At 39.0% G+C, this 25,103-nt stretch carries 39 protein-coding genes and 2 pseudogenes; 25 read left to right on the plus strand and 16 right to left on the minus strand.

The window, feature by feature from the left end:
* Positions 1 to 71 precede the first annotated feature (71 nt).
* Together istA and G4D76_RS11320 are read left to right on the plus strand one after the other, a co-directional pair.
* The gene (istA, locus tag G4D76_RS11315) at positions 72 to 1,592 is read left to right on the plus strand and encodes an IS21 family transposase (protein WP_213809923.1); all 1,521 of its coding nucleotides are present in this window, start codon (positions 72 to 74) and stop codon (positions 1,590 to 1,592) included.
* Positions 1,589 to 2,350 (plus strand): ATP-binding protein, encoded by a 762-nt coding sequence (locus G4D76_RS11320; protein WP_213809565.1) that lies wholly within the window; start codon positions 1,589 to 1,591, stop codon positions 2,348 to 2,350. The genes istA and G4D76_RS11320 overlap by 4 nt, the downstream gene beginning before the upstream one ends.
* Before the next feature lie 45 nt (positions 2,351 to 2,395).
* On the opposite strand, the gene G4D76_RS11325 is transcribed toward G4D76_RS11320, so the two are convergent.
* The 4 genes from G4D76_RS11325 to G4D76_RS11340 all read right to left on the minus strand — a co-directional run bounded on the left by G4D76_RS11325 (position 2,396) and on the right by G4D76_RS11340 (position 4,198).
* Positions 2,396 to 2,911, minus strand: a complete 516-nt coding sequence (locus G4D76_RS11325; RefSeq protein ID WP_213809924.1) for a DUF5694 domain-containing protein — start codon at positions 2,909 to 2,911, stop codon at positions 2,396 to 2,398.
* A 36-nt stretch (positions 2,912 to 2,947) separates the two neighbouring features.
* Positions 2,948 to 3,379 carry a S41 family peptidase gene (locus G4D76_RS17080; protein WP_213811045.1) on the minus strand — a complete coding sequence of 144 codons (432 nt, stop codon included), beginning with the start codon at positions 3,377 to 3,379 and terminating at the stop codon, positions 2,948 to 2,950.
* On the minus strand, positions 3,366 to 3,581 hold the full coding sequence (locus G4D76_RS11335; RefSeq protein ID WP_213809925.1) for a S41 family peptidase: 216 nt from the start codon (positions 3,579 to 3,581) through the stop codon (positions 3,366 to 3,368). Before G4D76_RS11335 ends, G4D76_RS17080 begins: the two co-directional genes overlap by 14 nt.
* A 233-nt stretch (positions 3,582 to 3,814) precedes the next feature.
* Positions 3,815 to 4,198 (minus strand): S41 family peptidase, encoded by a 384-nt coding sequence (locus G4D76_RS11340; protein ID WP_213809926.1) that lies wholly within the window; start codon positions 4,196 to 4,198, stop codon positions 3,815 to 3,817.
* A 217-nt stretch (positions 4,199 to 4,415) separates the two neighbouring features.
* On the opposite strand from G4D76_RS11340, the pseudogene G4D76_RS17085 reads away from it, so the two are divergent.
* Positions 4,416 to 4,670: pseudogene (locus G4D76_RS17085) on the plus strand (metallophosphoesterase); the annotation flags it as partial.
* A gap of 110 nt (positions 4,671 to 4,780) precedes the next feature.
* Complete coding sequence (locus G4D76_RS17090; protein WP_371814709.1) at positions 4,781 to 5,104, plus strand: metallophosphoesterase family protein; 324 nt, start codon at positions 4,781 to 4,783, stop codon at positions 5,102 to 5,104.
* 52 nt (positions 5,105 to 5,156) lie between these two features.
* Here G4D76_RS17090 and G4D76_RS11350 read toward each other — a convergent pair whose 3' ends face one another.
* On the minus strand, positions 5,157 to 5,639 hold the full coding sequence (locus tag G4D76_RS11350; protein ID WP_213809927.1) for a hypothetical protein: 483 nt from the start codon (positions 5,637 to 5,639) through the stop codon (positions 5,157 to 5,159).
* A 217-nt stretch (positions 5,640 to 5,856) separates the two neighbouring features.
* Between G4D76_RS11350 and G4D76_RS16180 the strand changes: the two genes are divergently transcribed.
* From G4D76_RS16180 to G4D76_RS11360, 3 genes are all read left to right on the plus strand, one after another.
* On the plus strand, positions 5,857 to 5,991 hold the full coding sequence (locus G4D76_RS16180) for a hypothetical protein (protein ID WP_256440477.1): 135 nt from the start codon (positions 5,857 to 5,859) through the stop codon (positions 5,989 to 5,991).
* A gap of 216 nt (positions 5,992 to 6,207) precedes the next feature.
* Entirely contained in the window at positions 6,208 to 6,483 is a 276-nt protein-coding gene (locus tag G4D76_RS11355) for a hypothetical protein (protein ID WP_213809928.1), read from the plus strand.
* Positions 6,484 to 6,711: 228 nt separating this feature from the next.
* Entirely contained in the window at positions 6,712 to 7,131 is a 420-nt protein-coding gene (locus G4D76_RS11360; RefSeq protein WP_213809929.1) for a hypothetical protein, read from the plus strand.
* Between the two features lie 55 nt (positions 7,132 to 7,186).
* Here the strand turns inward: G4D76_RS11360 and G4D76_RS11365 are convergent.
* Together G4D76_RS11365 and G4D76_RS11370 are read right to left on the minus strand one after the other, a co-directional pair.
* Positions 7,187 to 7,496, minus strand: a pseudogene (locus tag G4D76_RS11365) (hypothetical protein).
* Between the two features lie 413 nt (positions 7,497 to 7,909).
* On the minus strand, positions 7,910 to 8,371 hold the full coding sequence (locus G4D76_RS11370; RefSeq protein ID WP_213809930.1) for a DEAD/DEAH box helicase family protein: 462 nt from the start codon (positions 8,369 to 8,371) through the stop codon (positions 7,910 to 7,912).
* 113 nt (positions 8,372 to 8,484) lie between these two features.
* On the opposite strand from G4D76_RS11370, the gene G4D76_RS11375 reads away from it, so the two are divergent.
* Genes G4D76_RS11375 through G4D76_RS11395 form a run of 5 tightly spaced genes read left to right on the plus strand, consistent with a single transcriptional unit; the run spans position 8,485 to position 10,071 of the window.
* Complete coding sequence (locus G4D76_RS11375; protein WP_213809931.1) at positions 8,485 to 8,682, plus strand: hypothetical protein; 198 nt, start codon at positions 8,485 to 8,487, stop codon at positions 8,680 to 8,682.
* 20 nt (positions 8,683 to 8,702) lie between these two features.
* Positions 8,703 to 9,155, plus strand: coding sequence for a GNAT family N-acetyltransferase (locus tag G4D76_RS11380; protein WP_213809932.1), 453 nt, complete (start codon positions 8,703 to 8,705; stop codon positions 9,153 to 9,155).
* A 31-nt stretch (positions 9,156 to 9,186) separates the two neighbouring features.
* Positions 9,187 to 9,567 (plus strand): hypothetical protein, encoded by a 381-nt coding sequence (locus G4D76_RS11385; RefSeq protein ID WP_213809933.1) that lies wholly within the window; start codon positions 9,187 to 9,189, stop codon positions 9,565 to 9,567.
* A 6-nt stretch (positions 9,568 to 9,573) separates the two neighbouring features.
* Positions 9,574 to 9,897: a hypothetical protein gene (locus tag G4D76_RS11390; RefSeq protein ID WP_213809934.1), complete on the plus strand. Its 324-nt coding sequence runs from the start codon at positions 9,574 to 9,576 to the stop codon at positions 9,895 to 9,897.
* Between the two features lie 3 nt (positions 9,898 to 9,900).
* Entirely contained in the window at positions 9,901 to 10,071 is a 171-nt protein-coding gene (locus G4D76_RS11395) for a hypothetical protein (RefSeq protein WP_213809935.1), read from the plus strand.
* A gap of 33 nt (positions 10,072 to 10,104) precedes the next feature.
* On the opposite strand, the gene G4D76_RS11400 is transcribed toward G4D76_RS11395, so the two are convergent.
* The 6 genes from G4D76_RS11400 to G4D76_RS11425 form a co-directional block, all read right to left on the minus strand.
* Positions 10,105 to 10,572, minus strand: a complete 468-nt coding sequence (locus tag G4D76_RS11400) for a hypothetical protein (protein WP_213809936.1) — start codon at positions 10,570 to 10,572, stop codon at positions 10,105 to 10,107.
* Between the two features lie 24 nt (positions 10,573 to 10,596).
* Positions 10,597 to 11,436 carry an SDR family NAD(P)-dependent oxidoreductase gene (locus G4D76_RS11405; RefSeq protein WP_213809937.1) on the minus strand — a complete coding sequence of 280 codons (840 nt, stop codon included), beginning with the start codon at positions 11,434 to 11,436 and terminating at the stop codon, positions 10,597 to 10,599.
* An 84-nt stretch (positions 11,437 to 11,520) separates the two neighbouring features.
* Complete coding sequence (locus tag G4D76_RS11410; RefSeq protein WP_213809938.1) at positions 11,521 to 12,030, minus strand: hypothetical protein; 510 nt, start codon at positions 12,028 to 12,030, stop codon at positions 11,521 to 11,523.
* Positions 12,031 to 12,134: 104 nt separating this feature from the next.
* On the minus strand, positions 12,135 to 12,314 hold the full coding sequence (locus tag G4D76_RS11415; protein ID WP_213809939.1) for a hypothetical protein: 180 nt from the start codon (positions 12,312 to 12,314) through the stop codon (positions 12,135 to 12,137).
* Positions 12,311 to 12,496 carry a hypothetical protein gene (locus G4D76_RS11420; RefSeq protein ID WP_213809940.1) on the minus strand — a complete coding sequence of 62 codons (186 nt, stop codon included), beginning with the start codon at positions 12,494 to 12,496 and terminating at the stop codon, positions 12,311 to 12,313. Before G4D76_RS11420 ends, G4D76_RS11415 begins: the two co-directional genes overlap by 4 nt.
* Positions 12,497 to 12,529: 33 nt before the next feature.
* Positions 12,530 to 12,736, minus strand: coding sequence for a hypothetical protein (locus tag G4D76_RS11425; RefSeq protein ID WP_213809941.1), 207 nt, complete (start codon positions 12,734 to 12,736; stop codon positions 12,530 to 12,532).
* Between the two features lie 124 nt (positions 12,737 to 12,860).
* Between G4D76_RS11425 and G4D76_RS11430 the strand changes: the two genes are divergently transcribed.
* The 8 genes from G4D76_RS11430 to G4D76_RS11455 all read left to right on the plus strand — a co-directional run bounded on the left by G4D76_RS11430 (position 12,861) and on the right by G4D76_RS11455 (position 17,658).
* Positions 12,861 to 13,763, plus strand: a complete 903-nt coding sequence (locus G4D76_RS11430; protein WP_213809942.1) for a LysR family transcriptional regulator — start codon at positions 12,861 to 12,863, stop codon at positions 13,761 to 13,763.
* Positions 13,764 to 13,781: 18 nt separating this feature from the next.
* Entirely contained in the window at positions 13,782 to 13,991 is a 210-nt protein-coding gene (locus tag G4D76_RS11435) for a hypothetical protein (RefSeq protein ID WP_213809943.1), read from the plus strand.
* Positions 13,992 to 14,015: 24 nt separating this feature from the next.
* Positions 14,016 to 14,636, plus strand: coding sequence for a bile acid:sodium symporter family protein (locus G4D76_RS15345; RefSeq protein WP_250129957.1), 621 nt, complete (start codon positions 14,016 to 14,018; stop codon positions 14,634 to 14,636).
* Positions 14,578 to 14,955, plus strand: coding sequence for a hypothetical protein (locus G4D76_RS15350; protein WP_250129958.1), 378 nt, complete (start codon positions 14,578 to 14,580; stop codon positions 14,953 to 14,955). The genes G4D76_RS15345 and G4D76_RS15350 overlap by 59 nt, the downstream gene beginning before the upstream one ends.
* A 21-nt stretch (positions 14,956 to 14,976) precedes the next feature.
* Entirely contained in the window at positions 14,977 to 15,924 is a 948-nt protein-coding gene (gene iadA, locus G4D76_RS11445) for a beta-aspartyl-peptidase (RefSeq protein ID WP_250129959.1), read from the plus strand.
* A 14-nt stretch (positions 15,925 to 15,938) separates the two neighbouring features.
* Positions 15,939 to 16,121 carry an amidohydrolase family protein gene (locus tag G4D76_RS15355; RefSeq protein WP_250129960.1) on the plus strand — a complete coding sequence of 61 codons (183 nt, stop codon included), beginning with the start codon at positions 15,939 to 15,941 and terminating at the stop codon, positions 16,119 to 16,121.
* Between the two features lie 34 nt (positions 16,122 to 16,155).
* Positions 16,156 to 16,623: a GNAT family N-acetyltransferase gene (locus G4D76_RS11450; protein ID WP_213809944.1), complete on the plus strand. Its 468-nt coding sequence runs from the start codon at positions 16,156 to 16,158 to the stop codon at positions 16,621 to 16,623.
* Positions 16,624 to 16,692: 69 nt separating this feature from the next.
* Positions 16,693 to 17,658, plus strand: coding sequence for an asparaginase (locus G4D76_RS11455; RefSeq protein WP_250129961.1), 966 nt, complete (start codon positions 16,693 to 16,695; stop codon positions 17,656 to 17,658).
* Positions 17,659 to 17,713: 55 nt separating this feature from the next.
* On the opposite strand, the gene G4D76_RS11460 is transcribed toward G4D76_RS11455, so the two are convergent.
* On the minus strand, positions 17,714 to 19,081 hold the full coding sequence (locus G4D76_RS11460) for a PQQ-dependent sugar dehydrogenase (protein ID WP_213809946.1): 1,368 nt from the start codon (positions 19,079 to 19,081) through the stop codon (positions 17,714 to 17,716).
* A 122-nt stretch (positions 19,082 to 19,203) separates the two neighbouring features.
* On the opposite strand from G4D76_RS11460, the gene G4D76_RS17095 reads away from it, so the two are divergent.
* On the plus strand, positions 19,204 to 19,467 hold the full coding sequence (locus G4D76_RS17095; protein ID WP_342664950.1) for an L-asparaginase family protein: 264 nt from the start codon (positions 19,204 to 19,206) through the stop codon (positions 19,465 to 19,467).
* Positions 19,468 to 19,523: 56 nt separating this feature from the next.
* On the opposite strand, the gene G4D76_RS11465 is transcribed toward G4D76_RS17095, so the two are convergent.
* Positions 19,524 to 19,850 carry a DUF805 domain-containing protein gene (locus G4D76_RS11465; protein WP_371814481.1) on the minus strand — a complete coding sequence of 109 codons (327 nt, stop codon included), beginning with the start codon at positions 19,848 to 19,850 and terminating at the stop codon, positions 19,524 to 19,526.
* 442 nt (positions 19,851 to 20,292) lie between these two features.
* Entirely contained in the window at positions 20,293 to 21,153 is an 861-nt protein-coding gene (locus G4D76_RS11470; protein ID WP_213809948.1) for an alpha/beta fold hydrolase, read from the minus strand.
* 391 nt (positions 21,154 to 21,544) lie between these two features.
* Between G4D76_RS11470 and G4D76_RS11475 the strand changes: the two genes are divergently transcribed.
* The 4 genes from G4D76_RS11475 to G4D76_RS17105 all read left to right on the plus strand — a co-directional run bounded on the left by G4D76_RS11475 (position 21,545) and on the right by G4D76_RS17105 (position 25,045).
* Positions 21,545 to 21,952, plus strand: coding sequence for a hypothetical protein (locus G4D76_RS11475; RefSeq protein ID WP_213809949.1), 408 nt, complete (start codon positions 21,545 to 21,547; stop codon positions 21,950 to 21,952).
* 24 nt (positions 21,953 to 21,976) lie between these two features.
* Positions 21,977 to 22,924: a zinc-binding dehydrogenase gene (locus tag G4D76_RS11480; protein ID WP_371814482.1), complete on the plus strand. Its 948-nt coding sequence runs from the start codon at positions 21,977 to 21,979 to the stop codon at positions 22,922 to 22,924.
* Positions 22,925 to 23,315: 391 nt separating this feature from the next.
* Positions 23,316 to 24,011, plus strand: a complete 696-nt coding sequence (locus G4D76_RS17100) for an ABC transporter transmembrane domain-containing protein (protein WP_371814483.1) — start codon at positions 23,316 to 23,318, stop codon at positions 24,009 to 24,011.
* Positions 24,012 to 24,019: 8 nt separating this feature from the next.
* Positions 24,020 to 25,045, plus strand: a complete 1,026-nt coding sequence (locus G4D76_RS17105; RefSeq protein WP_371814484.1) for an ABC transporter ATP-binding protein — start codon at positions 24,020 to 24,022, stop codon at positions 25,043 to 25,045.
* Positions 25,046 to 25,103: the final 58 nt, after the last annotated feature.

The following is a 25,103-nucleotide window of genomic DNA, read 5'->3' on the forward strand; positions in this document are numbered from 1 at the left end:
AATCTCATTAGTGCTATAAATGTTTTATGTCGCACAACAGCGGCATAAAATATTTATGGAGGTGGCAGTCAATGCCCAATTATTTAGAGATTGTCCGATTGAATGAATTATCATTCAGTCAAAGGAAAATCAGTGACATGGTCGGATCCGGTCGGCCCGTCATTAAACGCACCATCGATACCGCCAGTCAGCACAAACTAACCTACAAAGAATTAAGTGGCTGGGATGCCGACCGGCTCGATACATTGTTTGGACCCAGGCCATCCAAACCCACTCAACGAGACATGCATTACACCTTGCCGGATTACGCATCGTTATCCAAGTCGCTCGCCCAGCCGGGTGTGACAATGCAGTTATTATGGGAAGAGTATGTCGATATGTGCCGGCATACTGGTCAACCGTACTATCGTTTGACGCAATTTAAAAAGTATTTTAATGATTATCTGAGTCAGAAGTCATTTACGCATGTCATGAAACACAAAGCAGGTGAACGTGTGGAAGTGGATTGGGCCGGCACAAAAATACGCTGGATCGATCCAGATACCGGTGAAGTGATTTATGGGTACTTGTTTGTCGCTGTGTTGCCCTTCAGTGGATATGGATTTGCGATGGGCTGTCATGATATGAAGCAGCCCAGTTGGATTAATGCACATCTTCAGATGTTTGAATATTTTCAAGGGGTGCCGACCGTGCTGGTCCCCGATAATTTGAAAACAGGCGTAACGAAGCATACCCGAACGACGCTTAAAATAAATGAAACGTACGAATCGATGGCGAATCATTATCACACGATTATTTTACCGACTCGGGTACGCAAGCCAAAGGATAAGGCGACTGTTGAAAATACGGTCAAATCATTAACGACCCACATTATTGCACGCATGCGGAATTATCAATGCTTTGGCTTGGATGATTACAATGATTACTTAAGAAAAGAACTGAATCGTTTTAATCAAAAACCGTTTCAAAAGAAGCCAGGCTCTCGATTCTCTATGTTTAACGACATGGAGCGTACGGCCCTTCAATCTTTGCCAACTGTCCCATTTGAGTACTGTGAATATAAAACAGTGAAGGTTTATAATAATGCGCATATCAGTTATCAGAAGCACCATTACTCTGTGCCGTATCAATATATCGGTCAGCGTCTCAAACTTAAAATTTATGCGAAAAAGATCCAGGTATGGTATCAAGACCGCATGTTATGTGAGCATGAGACATTGAATAAACTGCCGGGCGGCTATACTACGGTCCTCGAGCACTTACCTAAAAATAGTGCGACACATGGCGAGTGGAATAGTCAACGCTATTTGAAGTGGGCGCGACATATTGGTCCCGACGTCCATTTAGTCGTTGAAAAGATGTTTTCGGATGGCCCGGAACAAACACACTACAAACGGGTCCACGCACTATTGAAATTGGCAGACACTCATTCAGATTCCGCCCTGAATGTTGCCTGCCATCATGCATTAGAACGTACATCTCATCCAGCTTATCGCTTAATCACGCAATTACTGAACACTGGCACGTCCCACTTAAAGTCTAGCACCCCGGAAAGTCCGGAACAATCCTTTTTGAGAGGGGCTGATTATTGAGCAATAATCAACAGCGCTTACAAATGATTATCAGTCAGTTACGTGAGATGCGACTGACAACAATGGCAGATCAGCTCCATAGTATGTATTTGTCAGAGCAGAATCATGCGTTGACGCCACTGGATTATTTAGAAGTAATCGTTAACGAAGAGTATCAAATCAGACAAGATAATCGCATTGAACGGTATCGAAAACAAGCCACTCTGTCACATAAAGAGGCACAGATTTCAGATATCCGCTATGAATCGACCAGAGGATTACGCAAAGAAAGTATTGAACAATTATCAACCAACAATTATATTCAACATCATCGAAATGTCATTGTTCAAGGGGCGACAGGTACAGGTAAAAGCTATTTAGCCAACGCTCTCGTCAATCATGCGATTGAATCTGGATTTACAGGTAAATATTATCGGATGACTGAATTATTGAATGATATTGATCTCGCTGAATTTCATGGCACGTTAGATAAATTGTTGAAGAAACTCATGAAAATAGATGTGCTGGTGATTGATGATTTTCTCTTAACGTCGACTAAAGAACAGGAGCAAAAGCATTTGATGGAAGTCTTTGAGTTAAGGAGTCGCGAGAAATCTTTAATTTTGTGTTCACAGATGTCTTCAGCAGAATGGCACAAAAAATTAGGTGGCGGTGCGATTGCGGACGCTATTTTAGATCGTGCATGTTCAAAATCCTATAAACTCATCTTAAGTGGTGAATCCTTACGTAAAATCGATGGTATCGATACGTCGATTTAAGTGGTAATGACAAACGCGATTTACGTGGTATCGTAAATCGCGTTTTTATGGTAACTTAGCAGCGCCGTATGCAATACGGCCATATAACTGTTCATCCCTTTTATAGCTGTCAGGTTTATTCAATTTCAAAGTTATTTTATGAGAGTCATTCAACTTACTAAGTTCATCATGATGAACCTTTATCTCATCAATCAATTCAATGAACGAGAAATCGTTGTTTTTAGCCCATTCGTAAACATTACTCATTCCGTGAACCCCGTAGTCCTGTTCCATCCAGTCCATGGCTATCACAGAGGATAGATTTAATTTTTTAGCAATATAAAAACCTAAATCATAAGCTTCATTTTTGTAGAAAATAGCTGGATTATACCTGTAGAAGCTTTCATTAATAACGTTCTGGATTTTTTCATCCTGTTCAATACATATACGAGTTGGCTGGAATTTGATTAATGAATTCCTAAGAGTGTTAACACTTTCCAAAAATTGTTCGTCCGGATCTGAGTAACTGAATACTTCATGATAGTGTTGAGTACCTACAATCATTATTTCCGGTTTCATCATGGTCACTCCTTAAAAAATGAGATAGTAAACTCTAAATTATTGTTCTTTTATAAGGTTTAAAGCAGTATTCATATCTATATCTGTTTGTAGATGTTCAGGTGTCCATTTCACACATGTATCAGGCTTCACTCCTGTGTCTTTGATACCATTATCGAGAGAAACCATTCTGGACGTCGGGTAATACAGTGAGAACTTTTCATTCCAATCTTTATTAATTAAATTGGAATAATCGTTTAATCCAGCTGTCGGTCTTCCTATGACAGTTACTTTATACGATCTGCTGGCAATGTCTACGAATATATCACCTGCACTGCCGCAATATACATCCGCTAATACAATTATATTTTTAGGGTATTCAGAGCCTTCAACTTCAAATTCTCCACCATTTTCAAAAGAGATGAATCCTTTACCGGAATTTTCTTTAAAGAAATCAATAATACTATTTAAGTTTTCTTTAAAAGCATATATCTGTTGAAGTGTTTTTTAATGACTTAAGTCCTTTAATCTGCAAATCTGCCGTTCTTTTTGTGATATTAAAATCCATTTTATAATTATCGAGGTTAATCGTTTTTCCTTTTGGAAAAAATAAAGGTAAAAGCTGCTCAAAACTTGCATCACTGCCGCCTCTGTTTTTACGTACGTCTATGATGAGATTTTTTAAATCACTCAAAATTATTTTGTATCCTTTAAAATCTTTTCTATAGGATCGGGGGAAAAGAAATCGGTAAGCGTCATTTTAATGTATTATGATTTAGCTTTTCTAAAGAATGAATGGGTGTGTACGGTTGTTTCTCGTAAAGTTTCAGATTAAAACTCGTAACTTCGTGACCATTATTCTCTATGTATATTGTATCGTATTTTCAATAATGCTTTCCCATCTCTGACGTTCAGGTATTTCATCTCTCAATTCTCTTTTGTTTTAAGAGATAATTCACTTACTGCAAGATTATCTAAAGCGATTATTCTATCTCCCACTTTCAATCTTGTTTCACTCATAACCTCAGTAACGTAGATAACATCGTTAAAACGTCTTACTTTAAATCCGATATCCTTATTTGTTTTTGAATGCTCATCTTTAGCAATGAAAAACATATGTGGATCTTTAAAATCTAATAGATAATCATTAACAATGTTTATAAAAGTATAATCATCTATCTGACGTTGATTACTTAATTTTTGAATGTTTTCACGATATTTATCAGGAAAATCCCATCCTTGTTTATCTTTATATCCGGCATAATCATTCTGCATGATATCAACAACTTCATTAAAAATATCTATATACATAAATTCACCCCATCTATTAAGTTAAAAAATGATTCGTTTTTATTCAATTATATCTGTACTATCATTTTTGTAAACGCTTACTGTATATAGTATTCTTAAATCAAAGATGTGTTTCTGAATATGTTCTTCAGGAGGAGAGTCATGAAGATTAAAAAATTGAGGAAGATACACTTAGGTAATTATCTAAAGAATAGATTATTTTTTCAGGGGGAAGTCTGTGCGAAGAACATTAATTATTAATGATATTCATGGGGAGTTAAAACTTTTAAATAAGTTATTAAAAAAGGTGAAATATACTGCTGATAAAGATCAGTTAATTTTACTTGGTGATTACATAGACCGAGGTCCAGATTCGAAAGGAGTATTGGAACGTGTAATGGAATTAAGGGAACAAGGTGCAATCGTTTTAAAAGGAAACCACGATGACATGATGGTGTCTGCTGTCGATAATAAGCCTGATGCATGGAAGCGCTGGCAGAGAGCAGGAGCACTTTCTACTTTACAAAGTTACGATTCATCAATCAACAGCACGATGCTGCCTGAAACTGATGAGTTTAAAAACCATGTATCTTTATCAGAGCAATGGATTATTTTTACGAACAGGATAACTACATATTCGTTCATGCAGGTATCAGACCGGATATTCTGTTTGAAGAAAATGAACGTCATACATTTTTATGGATTCGAGAATTATTTTATGAGAAGTATGCAGATTATAAAACGGTTGTCTTCGGTCATACACCGGTCTCTATTATTCGTAAGAAAAAAGATCACAACGTCTATTTTGGTGATAACAATATAATAGGAATTGATGGAGCTGCCACATACGGTGGACAGTTAAACTGTTTAGAACTACCTAGCAGAAAGACATACCATGTTAGAAATAATAAAAATTTAAAAAAATAATAAGAAGTCCATATCAAAATTGATTTGGACTTTCTCTGTGTATAACACTTAACTAATAACGAATCTCAAATTTATTTAGAGCTGTCCTTGACCAGATTGTCCATATAATCGGAGGCACTGCACACAGAATAGCGAAAACTAATCCTGCGGTTATATAGAATGCTGAATTTAATCCTAATGTATCTCTCAGGAATGATTCATTAATGCTGATGAATCCGATAAAAGATAATATCTGTATTGATACCAGCATTCTATCCATTGCTTTGTACTGAATCTTTTTGTTCTTTTCAGTTAAGTTTATGTAATTGAACTTTTCTTTTTTAGAGTTTAAGAAAAGAATGACGAGCCATAATAATAATGCTAATGCAGGGACTAAGAATAATAATTCTTTTGGGCCGGTCTGACTAGGAGTTTCACCTGAATACATTAAGAAGATAGTATCCGGTATTGTATTCCATACAGAAATTAAATGTAAAATATGTATGCTTAATATAGCTGTACACAGAAAGAAATTAGATAGTGATAAAATTTTCATTTTGATATGCTCCAGACTCCTGATGATATAGATGGAAAAACAGCATTCATATAATTTGTTACACTGTAAATAATAGCAGAGTAAAAATGAAATTTCAGAATGAATCAGTAAAGGAGAATTCATTTGAAGAAAACTTTGATTTTGTTTAACATTATTCACAGTCTCAGCATGCAGTACCAATGAAACCACTACAGTTAGTGAAAGTTCTGAAGGTGAGATGCATCCGTCAATTACAGAAAAGCCTGAGAAAGGCGATTTGTTCATGGTGGAAAATGATTTTTCAGAAAAAGTTATCTATGCCTATATTGAAAAAGGCAGTGAGGTTTCTGTAAATGAGGAAAAGATACTTTAGAAATCCACTTTAATGAACCTGGTGAAAGCGAAGATATCACTGTGCAGATGATTGAATTTAATCAAGGATCTGACATAGAGATGCTGAGATTTTATACGGAAATGAGACATCATTGAAATCCGTTATCTATGAATAACAACTCGCATATAACAGGGGAAGTGACTATTAATCAAAGGTATAAAAGAAGATATTACAAAAGTAATTAGGAGGGTGGATATGATATTACTTGATATATCGATTCTTATTCTTGCAGCAGCCGGTCTGTTTCTATTTGCATCCGGCTTAAATAAAAACAATGGGTTATCTGCATACTTTGGTTCACTTTTTGTACTTGCACCTATGGTTTGGATGACAATAGGAAGTGTTTTCCTTTCTTTCACACCAGTTCTTGCACTTATAATAATATACGTGCTTCAGAAAAAAGGTTTATTAGAACTCTCAAAGTATAAAATAGATTTTCAGGACAGTTCGAGAGGAAACAAATATGAATAATCTTATTCTGTTTGCAGTAAGTATAATAGCAATTTCTATACTGGGGTATTTAGCCGTGAGAAGCACGGCAAGACAGGAAGAAAAACATATAAAAATTATATTTATTTGGCAGTCTTTCTTTTTGCCGATGTAGTCATCGTAGGTGTCGGATTTTATTTTATATGAATTAACAGAACTAATCATTATGATAAGCACTATTATTTAACTAGATACAAAGGATGGGGAAAAATGAGTGTAAAAGTTAAAAGGAAGCTGTGGATTCTTAGTGCATTTATGCCCGTAAGATTAAGGTACAATAATAAATCGGTCGGCACACTTTACGGCTCACAGGATATGGAAATTCGGACAGATGAAGACGAAGGGGAATTGAAATATCACCAGCCAATTGGCCGGAGTGATTGTCTTAATGTAAAAAGCGGAGATATTGTTCAAGTTGAAGAAACAATGAGTGGAAAATTATTTAGTTTATTATTTGTTGCATTGATGATATACCTGTTTTCAAGTGGCCTTGGGATTATTAATTTTACGAAATATCCCAACTATGAAGAATTGATGATGATGGAACGAATTATTTTCGGAATCATATTCGTCATTGCATTAATTGGATTCTTCTTTAAAACACATAAACTGATTTTGCTAAACAGATAGGCCAATACAAAAATCTCTCACTCCATTATTTCAGGGTGAGAGATTAGTTTTTTAATCAAGGAGCAAAGTCCATTTGACCAGTAACCAGTAAGGAAATTACGATAAACCAAAAAATAAAGAAAGACGAGGAAAGGACTAAAGATATAATTGGAATGGTATTTCTCTCTGCTTTTCTCACAAGTCCAATAATGGATAATATGATACCCACACCAGTAAATACAAATGTTATATAATCTCCAGCTAAACTTCCAACGTTAGCTATTCTTGTAGTTGGTAAAAACCATGAAGAAACAAATAACTCCTATTATTAGAGAACTATAGCTAATTACACCATGCTTTTTTGAAGTTATTAATTCATTTTTCAAACAAACACTCTCTCTGTAAAAATAGTGCAACATTCAGGCAAAGATTAAATATGAAATTCAACTATTACATAATGTATAAATCTAGATTTGTCTGTAATATTAATAATTTCTAAGCGTGTCTAAAATAAATGCAACGCCACAGAATATTACACTGAAACTCACTGCAAAGATAATTATTTTTTCCACGGCAGTCTTTTGTCATCTCGGTTCATAAAATTAACAAAAATTGAAACTGCGAATGTTGTTGCAAGAAAAAGTAGAAAAATGATAAGCCATTCTATAAATACTTCCATTTTAAATCCCCTTATATATTCTAGTTGTCATTAATCCAATCAATTATTCTCTCACTCGACTCTTCAGCAGTTAGGGTTGTCACATCCAGCTTGAGATATTTATCTTCCTGAATCTCATTTTCATATGAATTCAGTCGATGTTTCTCTGGAGCTCGTCAGTTCTGCATGTGAGAACTCAATATTCCTTTTCGAAGGTTTCTTCTCCAGTCTGTACTCAGTCGTATTCCGTCTGATTCTCTCTTCAAGATCAGCAGCCAGCTCCACGAAATAAATTTCATGAGGTTCCTTATTAAAAATCTCTTTAATTGTTTTTATGTAATTCCAGTCTTCCTGCATATCAAATGCCCAGACAAACGTGAAAATTATTCCTTCATGTGACTCATCTTCAGCAATATGTTCAAAAATCCCCATACGAATCTGATCAGACAATCTGAAAGTATCCTTATTCCAGCCGATATACGGCCATATCGCATCCAGCGTGACATGATTGTGGAGAAGCGGCAGATTAAACGCTGAACCAACTTTTTCACCTATAGTCATCTTGCCGACTGCCTGCGGACCAAATATCAATATTATCTTCATAAGAATATCCCCCTGACACTTGTATTATTAGGAGTTTACCACATATAAAATATGATAAGATAAGTATAAATACATAAATAGAGAAGAGTGTAATAACGAAGGGGATAAAGACTATGAATAATGGTGGGTTTTTTTTTTTATATGTTCTGCTCACACTCAACACTTTACGTTACGGGACTTACATCCTGGAAGGTAATATCAGTACGTACTACATTGCTATGTTCAGCTTGAACTTACTGGCAATACTCTTCACGATTACTTACAGAGCGGTTAAAGCGAAGAAAGCATCGGAAGCGGATATTATGAAATAATGCTTTAAAGGGGATAAAGCATGGAAACAAGATTACTGACAGAGAATGAACAACCGCCGATGGCATTACTGCTGACAGCTGACCCGTCCGAAACAGTTGTTAAAGACTACTTGGACAGAGGTCACTGTTATATAGCGGAAATCGATAATCAGGCAGTAGGTGTCTACGTACTGGTGGAAACTAGTGATGACACCGCTGAACTGATTAATATCGCAGTCTATGAACAACATCAGGGCAAAGGTATAGGGAAAGCTCTGGTTAAAGATGCAATTCAAAAATCAAAAGACCTGGGCTTTAAAACGCTTGAAGTTGGTACTGGAAACTCAAGTATTGATCAACTCGCACTGTATCAGAAATGCGGCTTCAGGATTACAGGCGTGGATAAGGATTTCTTTATAAGACACTATGAAGAAGAGATTTTTGAGAACGGAATACAATGTATCGATATGGTTAGACTTTCTCAGGAATTATGAAGAATGCGTTTTTGCTGAAAGGGGATAAAGCATGAAGATTACTGTGAAAAGGGCAACGTGGTTTCTCGGCGGTTTTCATACAAGAACTATGGAGATACCGGGGGAATCTGGTACACTGACTTACGATCAACCGTTGGACCGCACCGACCGGATTGAAGTCAAAGACGGTGATTTGATACTGGTTAAAGAAACAGTGTTAAGTAAAATTGTTAATATAGTTTTTATTACATCAATGTTGTTTTTTATATTTAGCAACAGTCTCAACATATATACTGAAAGCTATCCTTATCCACCAGATTTTTTACGAGTCAGCGGTATAGGAGTAACAATAATATTTGTGGTAATTATTGTAATTTCATTCTTTTTCAATTCATATAAATTCGTTAAAGAAAATAATTCATCTAAGGAGTAATTCGTAATGGGAACATTTATCGCAATACTATTCGCAGCATTTGTATTTTATTTTGTTATCAAATATGCAGTCAGACAAGCAATTATTGAAGCAAAAGTAAACGAGTCTGATTTAAGCGCACAAGTCAGAGCAAATGATTTATTCAACAAGATACAGAATACGCAATATGAGATTGCAGCAGATACGAAATTTAAAGAAGTGAAATTGAAAGCAAAAGAAATATACGATACAAGTTTTGATATTCTAATCTCTGATAGTGCAGACGAAGAGAAATTAAGACAGCTTAAAATTAAAGAGAATGAGATGATTTTGCTGAGAAGTGAGGGATAGAATATGAATCAATCAAAGGATCCTGAATACATCGACCCTGCGAAGTTGCGATCAAAGAATAAAAGACAGCTTGCAGGGCCGGTGAGTAAGACTGATACAGCATTCGGAATATTTGAGATAGTACTCTATATACCGCGTTTAATTATGCAGGTAATAAGGGCAATCTTTAACTAAAACAGGTGGCAGACGTTTCGTCTGTCACCTGTTTTATACAATGTAAAAGATAAAAAGAATAAATCCAGCAAACCCAGCAATTACGAGGGTCAGAATAATATTCTCGAAGCCTGACAGCTTATTTTGTTTATCTTCAATCAGGGCTTTTGAATCAGTATCAGCTGCTTCAAGTGGTTCTGACGATTTCCTATTGATGAATTTCAAAACTAATAAAACCACTGCTGCAAATAGTCCAAGAACGTAGGTGAATCCAATAAAGGAATAAAACTCGGGTCCAGAATCGAAAATACTTTTATCGTTTGTCAGTGTGTAACCCATCGTTGTGTACGCAAGAACAAGCAGGATTATAAACAGGATAGCTGTCATTACCGCAGTTAAAATAAGTGAAAGAGACTTTCTGTTCTGATTATTTTTCAGTAATGCCGAAATCGGCATATAAAATATAATCTTCACTATCGGATACATGGATAGAGTTAAAAGTAACATTAAAAGCACAGTCATAGCATCACGCCTTACTATTTATATTTATAAGTGAGTTAAATTTAGTACATCCAGTGTCGCTGATATGAGATAGTTCCGTGCATCTATATCATTACCATGCTTTTTGAGCGGGAGAATTTCTCCATTATGCATATACTTACCGTTATATTTTTCGGGTGACTGCACAGCGAGTACTGTCGATGCACTGCCCTCATCAGGGGACAGAAAAAACGGATCCAGTGCTTTATAAACCAGATTGCCGAAGCGTTCATTTTTCGGCGTTTTACCTAAATTAGTCGATACAGCACCCGGATGAACAGCAGTCGTTTTCAAGCCCTGTTCATGATACGCATCATATAATGCCTGCATTAAGTAAAGCGTTCCAAGTTTTGACTGGCCGTAGCCCGTAACCGGATTAAATTTCTTCCGTTTAAAATACGGTGCAGTTATCGGTGAGAATTTATAACCGTTCGATGACACGACAACAATTTGTTTTACTTCACTGTTAAGTACCAGCGGAAGCAGCAGATGAGTCAGATAGAAATGGCCGATATAATTCGTGCCCATCATTATTTCAAAACCGTCGTTAGTTTCCTGTCTCGATAAAGAAACCACGCCTGCATTTAAAACAAGGTGATTAATTGAGTCATACTTCTCTTTCATTTCAGCTGCCGCTTTTTCGATTGAAGCAAGTTCGCTTAAATCGCAATGAACTAAATCCACTTGAACCGTCAATTGCTCTTCTATTTGACTTTTTAAGACTTTACCTTTATTTAAATTCCGGACTAAGAGTACAATCCGGTCAACCTTCTTAGATAATTCTAAAGCCGTTGCTCTACCGATACCTGAAGTAGGTCCCGTAATGGCCACAATATTTTCGCTCATCGAATCACCATTTTCTGTCAGTTTAATATCCTTACAATAAGTATAAACACAATTATTTCAGTAAGAAAGAAAAAACCTTCCGACTTAGATGTCAGAAGGTTCTACTATAAATTTATCGAAATTATTTTCTTTTTTATTGCCGATAATCGTAATCAGTATAAATGCCAGTGCATATATCACAAGCAGTATAATCATCGTGTAGTTGTGATTTTGTGTTGAGTCATAAATAAAGCCGATAACAAACGGGAACAGTCCGCCGATAATACAGCCGCCTGTCTGCATCATTGCAGTCCAGGAGTTCGCCCCGTTTGCGGTAAGTGTTTCATCAAGCGGCAGCATCAAGGCCGCAGAGTATAAGCCGCCGAGCGGAATGCCCATCATAAATGCTCCAATCCACATTAACGTGTGATCTCCAGTCCAGAACAAATAATGTCGCAGCGGTTCCTGCCAAGAGGATAAAATAGATCCGTTTCTACGTCCCGGATATTTCTCCATCATTATTGGAAGTAAGAGGTTAAATATAACCTGGACGGACATTACGGCACTTAACAGCATACCGCCCTGAATCATCGTCATGCCGTTTTCGACTGACATTGGCACAAGCCATGTAATTGTTGAGAAATATAAGGCGGCCTGCAGTGCATAAAACAGCATGAACAGATAGGGTGTAAGCTGTTTCCAGGGAGAAGGGAACTTGTTTAACTGTTGTCACTTCTGCTTAGGCAGCTCGCTGCTGTCGCCGGTTTTAAGACGAAAGCGACGACCAGTACGCCGAACAATGCGAATGCTGACCAGATAGCCAGTGCAAACATAAACGAGTCGGACACTTCAAAAAATATTCCTGTGAAGGCAGCACTTGCTGCAGAGCCCATGCTCATAAAGAACGTTGAAATTCCGATAGCAATGGCCGCGTGCCCCGGGAAATATTTTTAATGACAGAAGACATTGTCGGACCGAGTACCGCAATCGCAAGACCGATTAGAAATGCAGTGATAAGCAGTGTTGAGAAGCCAGGTAAGAAACCGCGAAGTGCTGTTGCGACACCTAAGACTGACAGCATAAGTATTAATGTGAATTTAGAACCGTACTTTTATTAAACAGTAGCGAGTGATGCAAAGATTCCCATACATAGAACGGGAACAGTAGTCAGAAGACTGGCCTGTGCATTGGACAGGGACAGTGACGTGCGGATTGTATCCATAAGCGGACCGACAGATGTAATGCCTAAACGGAGATTAAGTGAAATGGCAGCAATGACGAAAAGCAGCAGAAAAGTATTCTTATTGTAAATTTTGTTCAAATCGTGTCCCCCAGTGTTTCGTGTTATTCATATCTTTATACTTATGATAGCATTGAAATTGATATACATAAAATATTAATATAATTGGTTTTAATTACTTTTATCATATACATGAGGTGGGAACATGGACATTCGTCAATTACGGTACTTTATAGTGCTGGCAGAAGAAAAGCAAGTATCAGCAGCCGCTAAGAAGCTGTTTATGTCGCAGCCGCCATTAAGCCAGCAGCTGAAAAACATGGAAGAGTCGCTTGGGGAAAAATTGTTTGAAAGAAGCGGGAAGTTTTTGGAACTGACAGAAGCGGGTAAAACATTATATAAATACGCAATTCAAATTACGCAGATGATGGAAGAAGCAAAAAGTGAAGTCGCAGACGTCGGTGCGGGTATGGACGGCAGATTATCAGTCGGCATTAATACTTTTTCGTTATCCAATCTGAACGAAGTCTTTCATGACTTCAGAAGCAGGTTCCCGAAGATTAAATATAAGGTCCAGCAAAACGAATCATCGCTGCTGTGCTACTTATTAAAGATGAGAGAAATAGAACTGGCAATCGTCAGACTGCCCCTCGAAATTAACGATTTTACGCTGCAGCATTTATACAGCGAACCATTTTACGTCGTGACTTCAAAAGAGAAGAAACTTTTCAGTGGTGATGCAACACTGAAAGAAATTGGAAAATACCCGTTGGTTCTCCCAAGTATTGAAGGACTAGGTGTATATTATTCTATACACGAAGCATTTTCCAAAGCGAAAATACAGCCGGACGTCATTGCCGAGTTTTCTGATTTGAAGCTGATGATGGAACTCGTATCCACTGATTTTGGTATATCCATTGTGCCTGAATCACTGCTTCATCTGTACAGAGAGTATCCGGTAAACGTACATAAAATCGCAAAATCAGAACGCCTGACAGGGGATGTTGGATTAATCTGGCTGAAAGACCACAGGCTGTCAAAAGCAGCACAGAACTTTGCTGACATGCTGACAGAAGCTGTAAGAGAGAAACCGGCAATAGAAGAATAAAATAAGAGGTGAACATTCATGAAGAAAATGATTAATGAAGCAGTAAAGCTGATTAAAGGGAAAAGTGTCGAGAAAAATAAAGCATATAACAGTAATGTGAATCAGGAAAAAGTGAAAAGAAATATTGAAGGGGCAGAAGAGAGACTGGCAGACCCGAATCTTACAATGTGCCAGCGTCAGGAATATCAAAAAGCACTGGATGGTCTGAAAAAATATAAAAAAGATTAATCAATCAGAAAGAAGGATGCAGACGTGCTGAATGCCTTTAACAGCAAGATACAGTCATTGATGCCGATATTAACGCCGTTATGTGTTCTAATCGGGGTGATATTTCATAATATCGGCGCTCATCTATTATTTTTAGTCCCGTTCTTATTTGCGTTTATGACATTTACAGGTAGCCTGGGTATGAGATTTACTGATGTAAAAGTGTTTAAAAAACATCCCGGCGCCATTTTATTTGTTATTTTATTTATACATTTATTTATGCCGTTATGGGCGTATTTTTTATCAACACTTATTTTTGACGATCACCTGCTTGTTATCGGTTTTGTGATTTCAGTGGCAGTGCCGACGGGTGTCACGAGTATTATTTGGATCAGCATATGCAGAGGGAACTTCCCGCTCGGACTGTCGATTATCTTAATCGATACACTGCTTGCCCCGTTTATACTGCCGGTGATTTTGTATGCACTCGCAGGTGAAGCGGTAACGCTGGATACAGCTTCAATTATTCTGGATTTAATCTGGATGATTGTGATCCCGTCGATTTTAGGTCTGGTAATCAGCGAACTAAGAAGAGGTCAGGTAAAAGATGAGCCAGACGCTCGCACCGTTCTCGAAACTGAGCCTGTTCGGTATTGTTGCGATTAACAGCAGTGCGGTTGCCCCGTTTTTAACAGATATCACTTTAGAACTGATCGGGGTTATCCTGTTCGTCTTTATACTCGCCGGTTCCGGTTATGGTTTCGCTTTAATATTCGGGCATTTACTATTTCGAAATACAAAGACTGTGACTTCGCTTGTATTTTTAGGCGGCATGAGAAACATTGCTGTCGGTACAGTGATTGCAGTTACCTACTTCCCGGCTAAAGTCGCTATGCCGGTCGTATTCGGAATGCTGTTCCAGCAAGTGCTGGCATCGCTTTATGCTAAAGTAGTTAATAAATATCAAGTGAAGTATGAAGGATAATTAAATACAGGAGATGATTGAATGATAACTTTAATAAAAAATGCTGAAGTATATGCACCGGAAAGTTTAGGAAAACAATCTATTCTAATATTCAACGATAAAATTGCGAAAATCGGAGATATTAATGAAGAATCAATTACTGGTATTGGTGTGGATTATAAAATCATTGATGCTGGCGGGTATATCATTACACCTGGCTTTATTGATCCTCATATACATCTCGTCGGCGGCGGCGGAGAAGGCGGATTTGCAACGCGCACACCGGAAGTTCAGCTGAGTGATCTTATTCAGTCTGGTATTACTTCAGTTGCAGGACTCCTTGGAACAGATGGAACAACACGTCATCTGGAATCACTGCTCGCAAAAGCACGGGGACTTGAAATTGAAGGCATCTCTACATATATTTACACGGGAAATTACGATGTACAGACACCGACGATTACCGGAAATGTAAAAGACGATGCGATTTTAATCGATAAGGTAATCGGTACTGCAGAAATCGCAATATCAGACTCACGTTCGGGACAGCCGAGTGTACACGAACTGGCGAAGATAGTCGGACAGACAAGAGTCGGGGGTATGTTGAGTGGTAAAGCGGGCATTACACACTTCCATACAGGACCTGGAAAAGCATACTTATCGATTCTGCATCAGCTGCTTGATGAATATGAACTGCCCGCCTCAAACCTGCACGTCACACATGTCACACGCAGTAAGGCACTTTTTGATGACGCGATAAAACTTGCTTCACGCGGTGCTTTTGTTGATATTACGGCAGATGAAGAAACGTTTGAATGGATTGCGTATTATAAAAAGAACAAGGGTGATATGTCTAAATTGACCATCTCATCAGACGGCAACGGGAGTCTGCCGGTATTTAATGAAGCTGGCGAGTTGCTGGGCTTAGGCGTAGCGAGTACACGAACGATGTATGAACAAATAGTTAAGACGATAAAAGCGGAGAGCTGACGGTCGAAGAAGTATTGAGACTGGTCACAGCGAATACCGCAGAAGCATTGAAGCTTAAAAACAAAGGTGTAATCGCAGAAGGTTTAGATGCAGATTATATATTGTCTAAAGACACATTTGAAATCGAGCACGTCATCGCTAAAGGGCAGCACATGATTGAAAACAAAGTGGTTATTGTGAAAGGGACGTTTGAGTAGACTGTTTTTAAAGAAATTATACAGGAGGATGTATATGGAACTAATCCACTACACCCCGCAATACGACAATCTTATTAATAATTATTATCTGCCGGAGGAGCAGCTTTACTACAGTGCTCTGCCTCTTGAAGCGGTGGAGATATCTAAAAACAATAACGACAGGCACACAATACTCGGTATGGATGATGGCGAACTGGTCACGTTCTTTGTCCTCCATGAAAATGATGCAGTGCAGCATTATTCCGATCAGCCGAACGATATTTTACTTCGTTCTTTTTCCACTAATCATATACATCAGGGTAAAGGCTACGCGAGAAAAACGCTTGAACTGCTGCCTCAATTTATGAGAGAGCATATTCCTCATATCGACGGCATTGTGCTTGGGGTTAACGTCAAAAACACTGCGGCACAGGGTTTATATAAAAAGTGCGGTTATGTCGACACAGACAATCGTGTGATGGGCAGTAAAGGCGAAATGATTGTGATGAAATATTACCTGTAAAGCGGTTACATTTCCCGAATTATTGTTATACTGTATATGGTCAAAAGTATTACATAAAGGGGAATGAGTATGTCACATATCAAACTGCTGACAACGGGAACAATTGCCAGCAAACGCGATCCGAAGACGGGGCTGCAGCAAACGGGTCTAATCAGCGGAGAAGAACTCGCGGAAAAACTTGATTTACACGAGGATATTAATATCAGTGTGGAAGAAATTATAAAAGTTTCAAGCAGTGCCATCACTTTTGAGAATTTAATGACGATAAAGGACGCAGTGCTGAGAGCGCTCAGTGAAGATGATGTGGATGGCATCGTCATTACCCACGGCACCGATACACTTGAGGAAACATCTTACTTTTTAAGTCAGGTTATTCCGGCAGGAAAAGCCGTTGTCCTTACAGGCTCACAGAGGGGACCGGAGTTAGTCGGGACAGATGCATATGCAAATCTGCAGGATGCGATTACGCTGGCTGCTGATGCTGGCGCTGCAAAAATTGGAGTCAGTGTATTATTTAACTCGAAAATATTTATGCCGAGATTCGTGAAGAAAGTTAGCGCCATGAACGTCGATGGCTTTTCAGGCGGAGGCACAGGATATTTAGGTTTGGTGGACGGCCACGATGTTAAGATCTATCAGTATGCGGCACACAACTATACATATGAAGTTGAAAGTGAGTTGCCGGAAGTTGATATTATTAAATGTGCCTTAGGCACAGATGCAAAATTTATAGATTGTGCAATTGACCATAAAGTTGCAGGACTCGTCATTGAAACAATGGGCAGAGGACACGCAAATGATTTAGTAGCTGCCGGTGTAAAAAGAGCAGTTGATGCAGGAATTAAAGTTGTGATTACAAGTGCTTCCGACGAAGGTGACGTTAAGGTCGCATATGATTTTTCAGGCGGAATCTCACAGTTCGAAAAAGACGGTGCGATAAACGGCGGCTCGTACGACAGTAAAAAAGCGAGACTGAAACTGGCAGTGATGCTGGCTGCAGGAGAAGAAGTCACCGCAGAACATTTTAAATACTGATGAATAAAGAAACCGGAGCAAATGGGGATTTGCTCCGGTCTTTTTGATTTAGCAGTTATTCTGCTGCAGTAATTTTATAAATCATACCGCCATCAGTAGCTGCAACAAGCGCGCCATCTTCAGTTACAAGAATATCACGGAAACGTTCGCCTTCTTCAGTTAAGAGACGTTCTTCTCCGACGATGATGTCATCTTCAATAACGACACGTACAATATAGTTCGGCGCTAAACCGCCGATGAACAAGTTGTTCTCCCATTCAGGAATTGCGTTATTATCATAGAATGACATACCGCTTGGTGCACTTGTCGGATCCCAGTAATATCTAGGTTCAACAAAGCCTTGAGCTTCGTGTTCTGAAATACCATCATTGATTAATTCACCGCTGTATTCAATACCATACGATACAGTCGGCCATCCATAGTTAGACCCTGGTTCAACAATATTCAGTTCATCCCCGGCCTGCGGACCGAACTCAACAATCCATAAGTCTCCTGTTTCAGGATGATAATCCACACCCTGGATATTACGGTGACCATAGCTGTAAATACCATCTAGTGCATCTTCATCTTCGATAAATGGATTCGTATCTACTGCTTCCCCGTCTGGTGTAATGTGAATGACTTTACCTAGGTAAGCATCTAAGTCTTGCGCACGTTCGCGAATCGGATCATCTGAACGCTCACCAGTTGTTAAGAACAGGTTGCCATCATCATCAAACATAATACGTCCGCCGTAGTGTAAGGTACCATCATATGCTGGTTCTGCTTGGAAGATGACTTCAAAATCTTCAAGTGAGGCTTCATCTTCTGATAAAACACCTTTACCGACAGCAGTTAAGGTACCCTCATCAACATCTTGAGCAAATGTCATAAATACTAATCTTGATTCGTCAAAATCAGGTGCAATAGCTACATCGAGTAAACCACCCTGATCTTCGTTATTTACTTCCGGAGTCCCTTCGATTGGATCTGAAACAGAACCATCTTCAAGATTTACAATAAGAAGTTCTGCTTCATCTCTTTGCGTGACAAGTAAACGGTTATTATCAAATTCTTCCATACCCCAAGACACCCCATGACCCTCAGCAACAACCTCTACGTCCAATTCCGCTTCAGTCTCTACTGCAGGTGCTCTTGTTTGCTCTGGGAATGCCGGCTCAAACTCAGTCACTTTTGGCTCAGTTTCAGCACTTTCTTCTGTTGCAGTCTCTGAATCCTCAGTCGACTCTTCAGTTGCTGTCTCTGAATCCTCGGTTGATTCTTCAGTAGCAGTTTCCGAGTCGTCAGCCGACTCTTCTGTTGCCATCTCTGAATCATCAGTTGATGCTTCGTCTGAAGTATCACCATTGCCGCACGCTGCCAAAGCCAATACAAAGATTAGCATTGTAAAGAACATTAATCTTGACCACGAAACTTTCGTCATCGTTTTTCCTCTCCCTTCCTAAAATATTAAACTCCTTTTAAATTAATTTTATCACAATTTTCTGAAAACTCAATAATTCTGTTCTGGACTTGGATTTGCACTGAGTTTGATAAACTCAGTAAATAGGTACAGATGCGAAATTTATCGACTGTGCAGTTGAGCATAAAGTAGCAGGGCTTGTTATTGAAACGATAAGGCGCGGACATGCGAATAATCTCGTTGCTTCTGGTGTAAAAAGAGCTGTCAATGCAGGCATTAAAGTGGTTATTACGAGCGCATCCGACGACGGTGATGTGAAAGTCGCCTACGACTTTTCGGGCGGAATTTCGCAATTTGAAAAAGACGGGGCAGTAAACAGCGGCTCGTACGACAGCAAAAAATTTTAAATACTGATAGATAAAGAAACCGCAGCAAATGAGGATTTGCCGCGGTATTTTTGTGTTTATATATCTGTACTGGACGTTACACAGCTGCCACCCGATCCGTATTTATTCGGTTCTTTATTACCGGGCAGAACGAACAGAATTAAACTGTAAATGGAAATGATTGTTCCAAAAATGAGAAATAATATACTAATGACTAAGACGATGCCGACCGTAGTATCACCGTCAGTCCCATGCCAGGCAAACATTCCTATAAAAGCTGCAATACCTCCTGTAGGTGCGGCGACAGCGCTGATAGGAAAAAGGATTGCAAACAGCATCGTACGATTTGTATCATGCAGGCGTCTGGCCGTTATGGTAAATGAAGGTACCATCGTAATCAGCACAACATATCGACCAAGAGGAACATCTATGATTGCTCCAAATAAAAAACGAAAAGAAAGATAAAAATGTGAGTTAAAAAAGGCACCCAAAAATCGGAGCGGGTCGATCTTCCGCTGAAGTCGAAAGTACGTTTCCAGAAATCTGTGTAACTTTTAATTATCATATGAATCCCCCTAAAACTGTATGGTGTAATTATTCACGTATGCTTTTATTACAGTATACAATATTTAGCTGTAAGCGGGGTTTGAATCATGCAGTTTCTCATGCGCTCGTAAATTAACAATTGACCGGATGAGAATCCTTCATCCGGCTGCAAATTATTATTCAACCGTATGTGATGTTTTCATGCGGTCACAGTCGAATTATCGACCGTATGAGTAATCTACATCGGGTCACAGCGAAGTTTTCAACCGCATGTGAATGAATATAAGCAAGATGACTTGCTTATTTATCAAATTCAAGAATATACTGTGCGACTTCTTCGCCTTTTTCTTCGAGCAGGTAGTGTCCGCAGTTTTTAAGTTCATAGCCGGTCACGTTATTAATTGACAGTTTCCAAATATCTTCAACAGGCAATCCTGACAGATTTCCATTTTCCGCCCAGAGCAGCAGTGTGTCGATATTTAATTTATCTGCTGGCTTCATTTTCTCCTGATATTCTGGTAAATCAAATTTATACGAGGCTCTGTAATCATTCAATGCTGCTTTTACTGCGCCTGGTTGTTTCCAGGATTTAAGATATTTATCCCATGAACCATCTGAATTAAGTAATTCGAATAAACCATCACCCCGGCTTAACAGAAATTTTAAATACTCTTCTTCTTTGCCTGAGATTAAAGTCTCCGGTAAATCAGGCACAACCTGAAATACCCAGTGCCAATACTTTTTCGCGGCTTCTTCAGCGGATAACGAGTACACATATTCCATCGGCATGATTTCAATGAGAGCAAGACGGTTAATTAATTCGGGATGATCATATGCCAATCGGCGGGCCACACGTGCGCCGCGGTCATGTCCGACAACGTAAGCAGTCGTGACGTTTTGTGCAGCAAGAATCTCAGTAATGTCTTGAGCCATAATCTTATTCGTATAATTTTCAATGCCTTCAGGTTTATCGGAATCCCCGTAACCTCTAAGATCCACAGCGATAATTTTATAATGTGCTTCGAGGTACGGAATTACATTTCGCCATGTAATCCAGCTTTGCGGGAAACCGTGAAGTAAGAGACACACGGGACCGTCTTCTTTACCTCCTGTAACGTAATGCAGCTTAGTGCTGTTAACTGTTATGTAGTGACTGTCCATCTTATCATTCTCCTTATATTTAGGTTGAAAATTCCAGCTTTAATATGTTTATACCCATAAATGTGCTGATTAGGTATTCTACATTGGGACGAATACGGCTAATTACCCCAATGTAAGCTGCGCGTTGGGACGGAAATTGATAATCATCTTATTGTGAGTTGTTCGTTGAGGCAAATACAGGCAATTGTCCCATCGTGACTGGTTCATTGGGATAAAAAACTCTCTTGTCTCAATGAACGAATTCCACATGCGCTCGAAAATGAATTTTCAGCCGCATGAGCGCTGACAACACAAAAAGCAGGCGCGAATCTCCCCGCATCAAGCCATTTATCGTTTCATAAAACACGCTAAATGATACAATAGCGTTAACATTATTTTAGGAGGCACACACATGGAATCAATTACGTTAATGGAAGCTTATGCGATTGAAACGCTGAGAAGCAATGGCATCAGCAACGATAAAATTATTGAAAATATTAAAGCGAATAATCTTGAGGAATTCAAGGCTGTTAAAGAAAATATGGACTTTGATGCTTTAGTGGAACTGAGCAAAAATGCTGATTTTGAGGCAATTGTGAACGACGGCTACAAAGTGAAGTTTCTGACTTTCAACGGTCTGAAAAACTTAATTAAAATGAAATTCGGCAAGTTTGCCGATGAAGATTACCAGGTGGACGAGTTTGTTATTTCTGGACTTGAAATTTCAGAAGATCAGCAAAAGGATTTAGAAAACATGCTTTCTGCTAACTGGATATTGGATAGCGAAGCAGGCGGCGTTACTGTCAAACCGACAAAGTAAATCTTACGAAGGAGGTTCTTTTGAATGAAAGCTATATATCATGAAGGTGTACAGAGTTTAGAGGGTATACAGTTTGGTGAAGTTGAACAGGATAAAATGGGTGACGATGAAGTCGTCGTTAAAATAAAAACGGCGGGATTAAATCACAGAGATTTATTTATCCCGAACAGACATAATGAAAGCGATTCGCCGCTTGTTCTCGGATCGGACGGTGCAGGGGTTATCGACGCTGTCGGTACTAACGTGACAAATGTTAAAGTCGGCGACGAAGTGATTGTTAATCCTGCGCTCGGCTGGGAGAAAAACAGTGCGGTGCCGCCGGAAGGTTTTGAAATTACAGGCTTTCCGTTTAACGGAACTTTTGCTGAGTACATTACACTTCCGGCTGAAAACGCTGTGTTGAAGCCTGAGCATTTAAACTGGGAAGAAGCGGGAGTGCTCGCCTTATCCGCCATGACTGCTTACCGCGCGATGTTTACGAGAGGACAGCTTAAAGCGGGACAGACAGAGCTGGTTCCCGGTGCGACCGGCGGAGCGGGGACATTCCTCATGCAGTTTGCGAAGGCTAAAGGTGCCACTGTTTTTGTTACATCACGTTCTGAAGAAAAACGTGCTGAGGCATTGAAACTCGGTGCTGATAAAGCGATTGATTCTGAAATTGACTGGGATGAACAGCTGAACGGAGAGAAAGCTGACCTCGTAATTGAAAGTGTCGGTGCGGCAACGTTTAACAAATCAGTTGATCAACTGAAGCGAGGCGGCACTTTAGTGGCGTTCGGTGCATCTGCAGGAGATACGGTTGATTTTAATCTGCGCAAGTTTTTCTACGGTCAGTTTAACTTACTCGGTTCAACGATGGCGAGTGCTGAAGAGCTTCACGACATGATTGATTTTATTGAAAAACACGACATTAAACCAGTTATGGATAAAACTTTTAAAATGGAAGAGATAAAGAGGCGTTCGACCATCTAGATAAAGCTGGTATGATGGGGAAAATTGCTTTTACTTTATAAATTTTAAATTATTTGAAAACTCTGCTTGCAAATTGTAAAAAGATAATTTATGATTGATTTGTGACAAAATTATGAACAGGAGGTAAGGCGTTATGAAATTATTGATTCAGCAAACTCATCAGATTTCAATTTCACAACCAAATATCCATACCTCTCTAATTTCACAACTATAAATTATTCTGGATAATAGATAATAAGATATATTTGAAAATGGAGAGGCATGTCCTCTCTATTTTTATGCCATTTTTAAGCGTGCACATTAATAGTGCGCGCTTTTTTGTGCTTTTGGAGGGGGAAAAGACATCAAAGCGAAATAATTCAAAGGGGAACTTTTGAGAAAAAGGTGAATTATGTTAGATTACATCAGGAAAATCAGCTGGTATATTTTCTCGAACAAAAAGCGTTATACACTTATCGTTCTATTTTTACTTATTGCGAACGTAATGGATATTATTCCGCCGCAGCTGATCGGCCGGACCATCGATTTAATTAATAACGGAGAGATGACGGAAACAATAATGTGGAATATCCTGCTTATTTTTGCAGCAGTTATTGTTTTAACTTATGTTGTAAGTTATTGGTGGGGCTACTTATTATTTGAAGGGGCAATTAAAATCGAATCCATTATCAGAAGCCGTTTAATGCGGAAGTTTCTGCTCTTGTCACCTGGGTTTTATGAACGTAGCAAGACCGGTGATTTAATGGCAAAAGCAACGAATGATTTAAAGACGGTCAATATGGCTACGGGTTTCGGAATTATTACGCTCCTTGATTCGACAACGTTTTTACTGACAATCATACTCGTTATGGGCTTTACAATCAGCTGGCAGCTGACATTCTTCGCCCTCTTGCCGCTGCCTTTGCTTGCAATTATTGAACAGCGTCTCGGCAGGATGATTAACAAGCGTCATAAATCTTCCCAGGAAGCATTCGGTGTAATGAACGATGCGGTGCTCGAAGTAGTGGAAGGTGTCCGTTTAACACGCAGCTATGTACAGGAAGATGCAGAAAATAGACGATTCCACAGCTTAACTGAAACTATTTAAATAAATTTATGAAAGTTGAAAAGCTCGATGCATTCTTCCAGCCGCTGACGATTATCGTTGTGTCATCAAGTATTGCGATATCGTTCGGCTACGGTGCAGTGCTTGTGAATAACGGGATTATTACCGTCGGGGAGCTTATTACGTTTAACGTGTATTTGAACATGCTGATCTGGCCGATGTTTGCGCTCGGTATGTTCAATATTATGGAGCGCGGTAATGCATCGTATGATCGTATTCAAAACGTCCTCGATGAAACGGACGATTTAAACGATATTGGAGAAGCGACAGTTAAAGAAACTAATTTTAACTTTAACGAAGTGACATTTAAATATCCGACAGCACAGCATAATAGTCTTGAAGATATAACGATTGAGCTGAACAGAGGGGAAACGCTCGGTATCGTCGGTAAAACCGGCAGCGGCAAGTCGACGTTTATCAAACAGCTGTTAAAAATTTACCCGGAAGGTAGCGGGGACTTAATTATCGACGGGGTCAATATTTCAAGCCTTAACCGCGAAAAACTGCGAGATAAGCTCGGCTATGTTTCCCAGGAAAATATTCTGTTTTCAAGAACCGTCAGGGAGAATATTATGTTCGGGAAACCCGACGCAACTGAAGCGGAATTAACGGAAGCGATTAAATTAAGTGCATTCGATGAAGATCTGGCACGTATGCCGGAAGGTCTCGAAACGCTTGTCGGCGAAAAAGGAGTTTCCTTAAGCGGCGGGCAGAAGCAGCGGATTTCGATTGCACGCAGTCTGATTAAACAGCCGGATATTTTAATTCTGGATGATGCTTTAAGTGCCGTCGATGCACGGACAGAGACTCGAATTATTAACCACATTAAAGATAACCGCAAAGATAAAACGACGATTATCATTACGCACCGTTTATCAGCAGTGCATCATGCCGATAAAATTATCGTTTTAGAAAACGGTAAAATTGTCGAATCAGGAACACATCAGGCATTGTCGAACGGCAGCGGCTGGTATTCAAAACAGAATGACTATTTCATTACAGGGGGTGAGTCGTAATGAAGGAAATGGTAAAACTATTACCCTATATCAAACAGTACAAAGGAATGTTTGCAGG

Origin of the sequence: Jeotgalicoccus sp. WY2 (genome assembly GCF_018437745.1) — a bacterium.
Classification (GTDB): domain Bacteria; phylum Bacillota; class Bacilli; order Staphylococcales; family Salinicoccaceae; genus Jeotgalicoccus; species Jeotgalicoccus psychrophilus.

Coding starts and splice junctions, on each gene's coding strand:
- G4D76_RS16180 (WP_256440477.1), top strand. CDS start 5,857: ATGCATCCGTCAATTACAGAAAAGCCTGAGAAAGGCGATTTGTTCATG.
- G4D76_RS11370 (WP_213809930.1), bottom strand. CDS start 8,371: ATGAAGATAATATTGATATTTGGTCCGCAGGCAGTCGGCAAGATGACT.
- G4D76_RS11470 (WP_213809948.1), bottom strand. CDS start 21,153: ATGGACAGTCACTACATAACAGTTAACAGCACTAAGCTGCATTACGTT.
- G4D76_RS11340 (WP_213809926.1), bottom strand. CDS start 4,198: ATGTATATAGATATTTTTAATGAAGTTGTTGATATCATGCAGAATGAT.
- G4D76_RS15350 (WP_250129958.1), top strand. CDS start 14,578: ATGAGCCAGACGCTCGCACCGTTCTCGAAACTGAGCCTGTTCGGTATT.
- G4D76_RS11450 (WP_213809944.1), top strand. CDS start 16,156: ATGGAACTAATCCACTACACCCCGCAATACGACAATCTTATTAATAAT.
- G4D76_RS11420 (WP_213809940.1), bottom strand. CDS start 12,496: ATGCTGTCAGTCTTAGGTGTCGCAACAGCACTTCGCGGTTTCTTACCT.
- G4D76_RS11385 (WP_213809933.1), top strand. CDS start 9,187: ATGAAGATTACTGTGAAAAGGGCAACGTGGTTTCTCGGCGGTTTTCAT.
- G4D76_RS11390 (WP_213809934.1), top strand. CDS start 9,574: ATGGGAACATTTATCGCAATACTATTCGCAGCATTTGTATTTTATTTT.
- G4D76_RS11415 (WP_213809939.1), bottom strand. CDS start 12,314: ATGAGCATGGGCTCTGCAGCAAGTGCTGCCTTCACAGGAATATTTTTT.
- G4D76_RS11375 (WP_213809931.1), top strand. CDS start 8,485: ATGAATAATGGTGGGTTTTTTTTTTTATATGTTCTGCTCACACTCAAC.
- G4D76_RS11460 (WP_213809946.1), bottom strand. CDS start 19,081: ATGACGAAAGTTTCGTGGTCAAGATTAATGTTCTTTACAATGCTAATC.
- G4D76_RS11355 (WP_213809928.1), top strand. CDS start 6,208: ATGATATTACTTGATATATCGATTCTTATTCTTGCAGCAGCCGGTCTG.
- G4D76_RS11430 (WP_213809942.1), top strand. CDS start 12,861: ATGGACATTCGTCAATTACGGTACTTTATAGTGCTGGCAGAAGAAAAG.
- G4D76_RS11455 (WP_250129961.1), top strand. CDS start 16,693: ATGTCACATATCAAACTGCTGACAACGGGAACAATTGCCAGCAAACGC.
- G4D76_RS11410 (WP_213809938.1), bottom strand. CDS start 12,030: ATGTCAGTCGAAAACGGCATGACGATGATTCAGGGCGGTATGCTGTTA.
- G4D76_RS11475 (WP_213809949.1), top strand. CDS start 21,545: ATGGAATCAATTACGTTAATGGAAGCTTATGCGATTGAAACGCTGAGA.
- G4D76_RS11480 (WP_371814482.1), top strand. CDS start 21,977: ATGAAAGCTATATATCATGAAGGTGTACAGAGTTTAGAGGGTATACAG.
- G4D76_RS11325 (WP_213809924.1), bottom strand. CDS start 2,911: ATGATGAAACCGGAAATAATGATTGTAGGTACTCAACACTATCATGAA.
- G4D76_RS17090 (WP_371814709.1), top strand. CDS start 4,781: ATGGATTATTTTTACGAACAGGATAACTACATATTCGTTCATGCAGGT.
- G4D76_RS11360 (WP_213809929.1), top strand. CDS start 6,712: ATGAGTGTAAAAGTTAAAAGGAAGCTGTGGATTCTTAGTGCATTTATG.
- iadA (WP_250129959.1), top strand. CDS start 14,977: ATGATAACTTTAATAAAAAATGCTGAAGTATATGCACCGGAAAGTTTA.
- G4D76_RS17105 (WP_371814484.1), top strand. CDS start 24,020: ATGAAAGTTGAAAAGCTCGATGCATTCTTCCAGCCGCTGACGATTATC.
- G4D76_RS11395 (WP_213809935.1), top strand. CDS start 9,901: ATGAATCAATCAAAGGATCCTGAATACATCGACCCTGCGAAGTTGCGA.
- G4D76_RS11405 (WP_213809937.1), bottom strand. CDS start 11,436: ATGAGCGAAAATATTGTGGCCATTACGGGACCTACTTCAGGTATCGGT.
- G4D76_RS17100 (WP_371814483.1), top strand. CDS start 23,316: ATGTTAGATTACATCAGGAAAATCAGCTGGTATATTTTCTCGAACAAA.
- istA (WP_213809923.1), top strand. CDS start 72: ATGCCCAATTATTTAGAGATTGTCCGATTGAATGAATTATCATTCAGT.
- G4D76_RS11435 (WP_213809943.1), top strand. CDS start 13,782: ATGAAGAAAATGATTAATGAAGCAGTAAAGCTGATTAAAGGGAAAAGT.
- G4D76_RS11350 (WP_213809927.1), bottom strand. CDS start 5,639: ATGAAAATTTTATCACTATCTAATTTCTTTCTGTGTACAGCTATATTA.
- G4D76_RS11380 (WP_213809932.1), top strand. CDS start 8,703: ATGGAAACAAGATTACTGACAGAGAATGAACAACCGCCGATGGCATTA.
- G4D76_RS11400 (WP_213809936.1), bottom strand. CDS start 10,572: ATGACTGTGCTTTTAATGTTACTTTTAACTCTATCCATGTATCCGATA.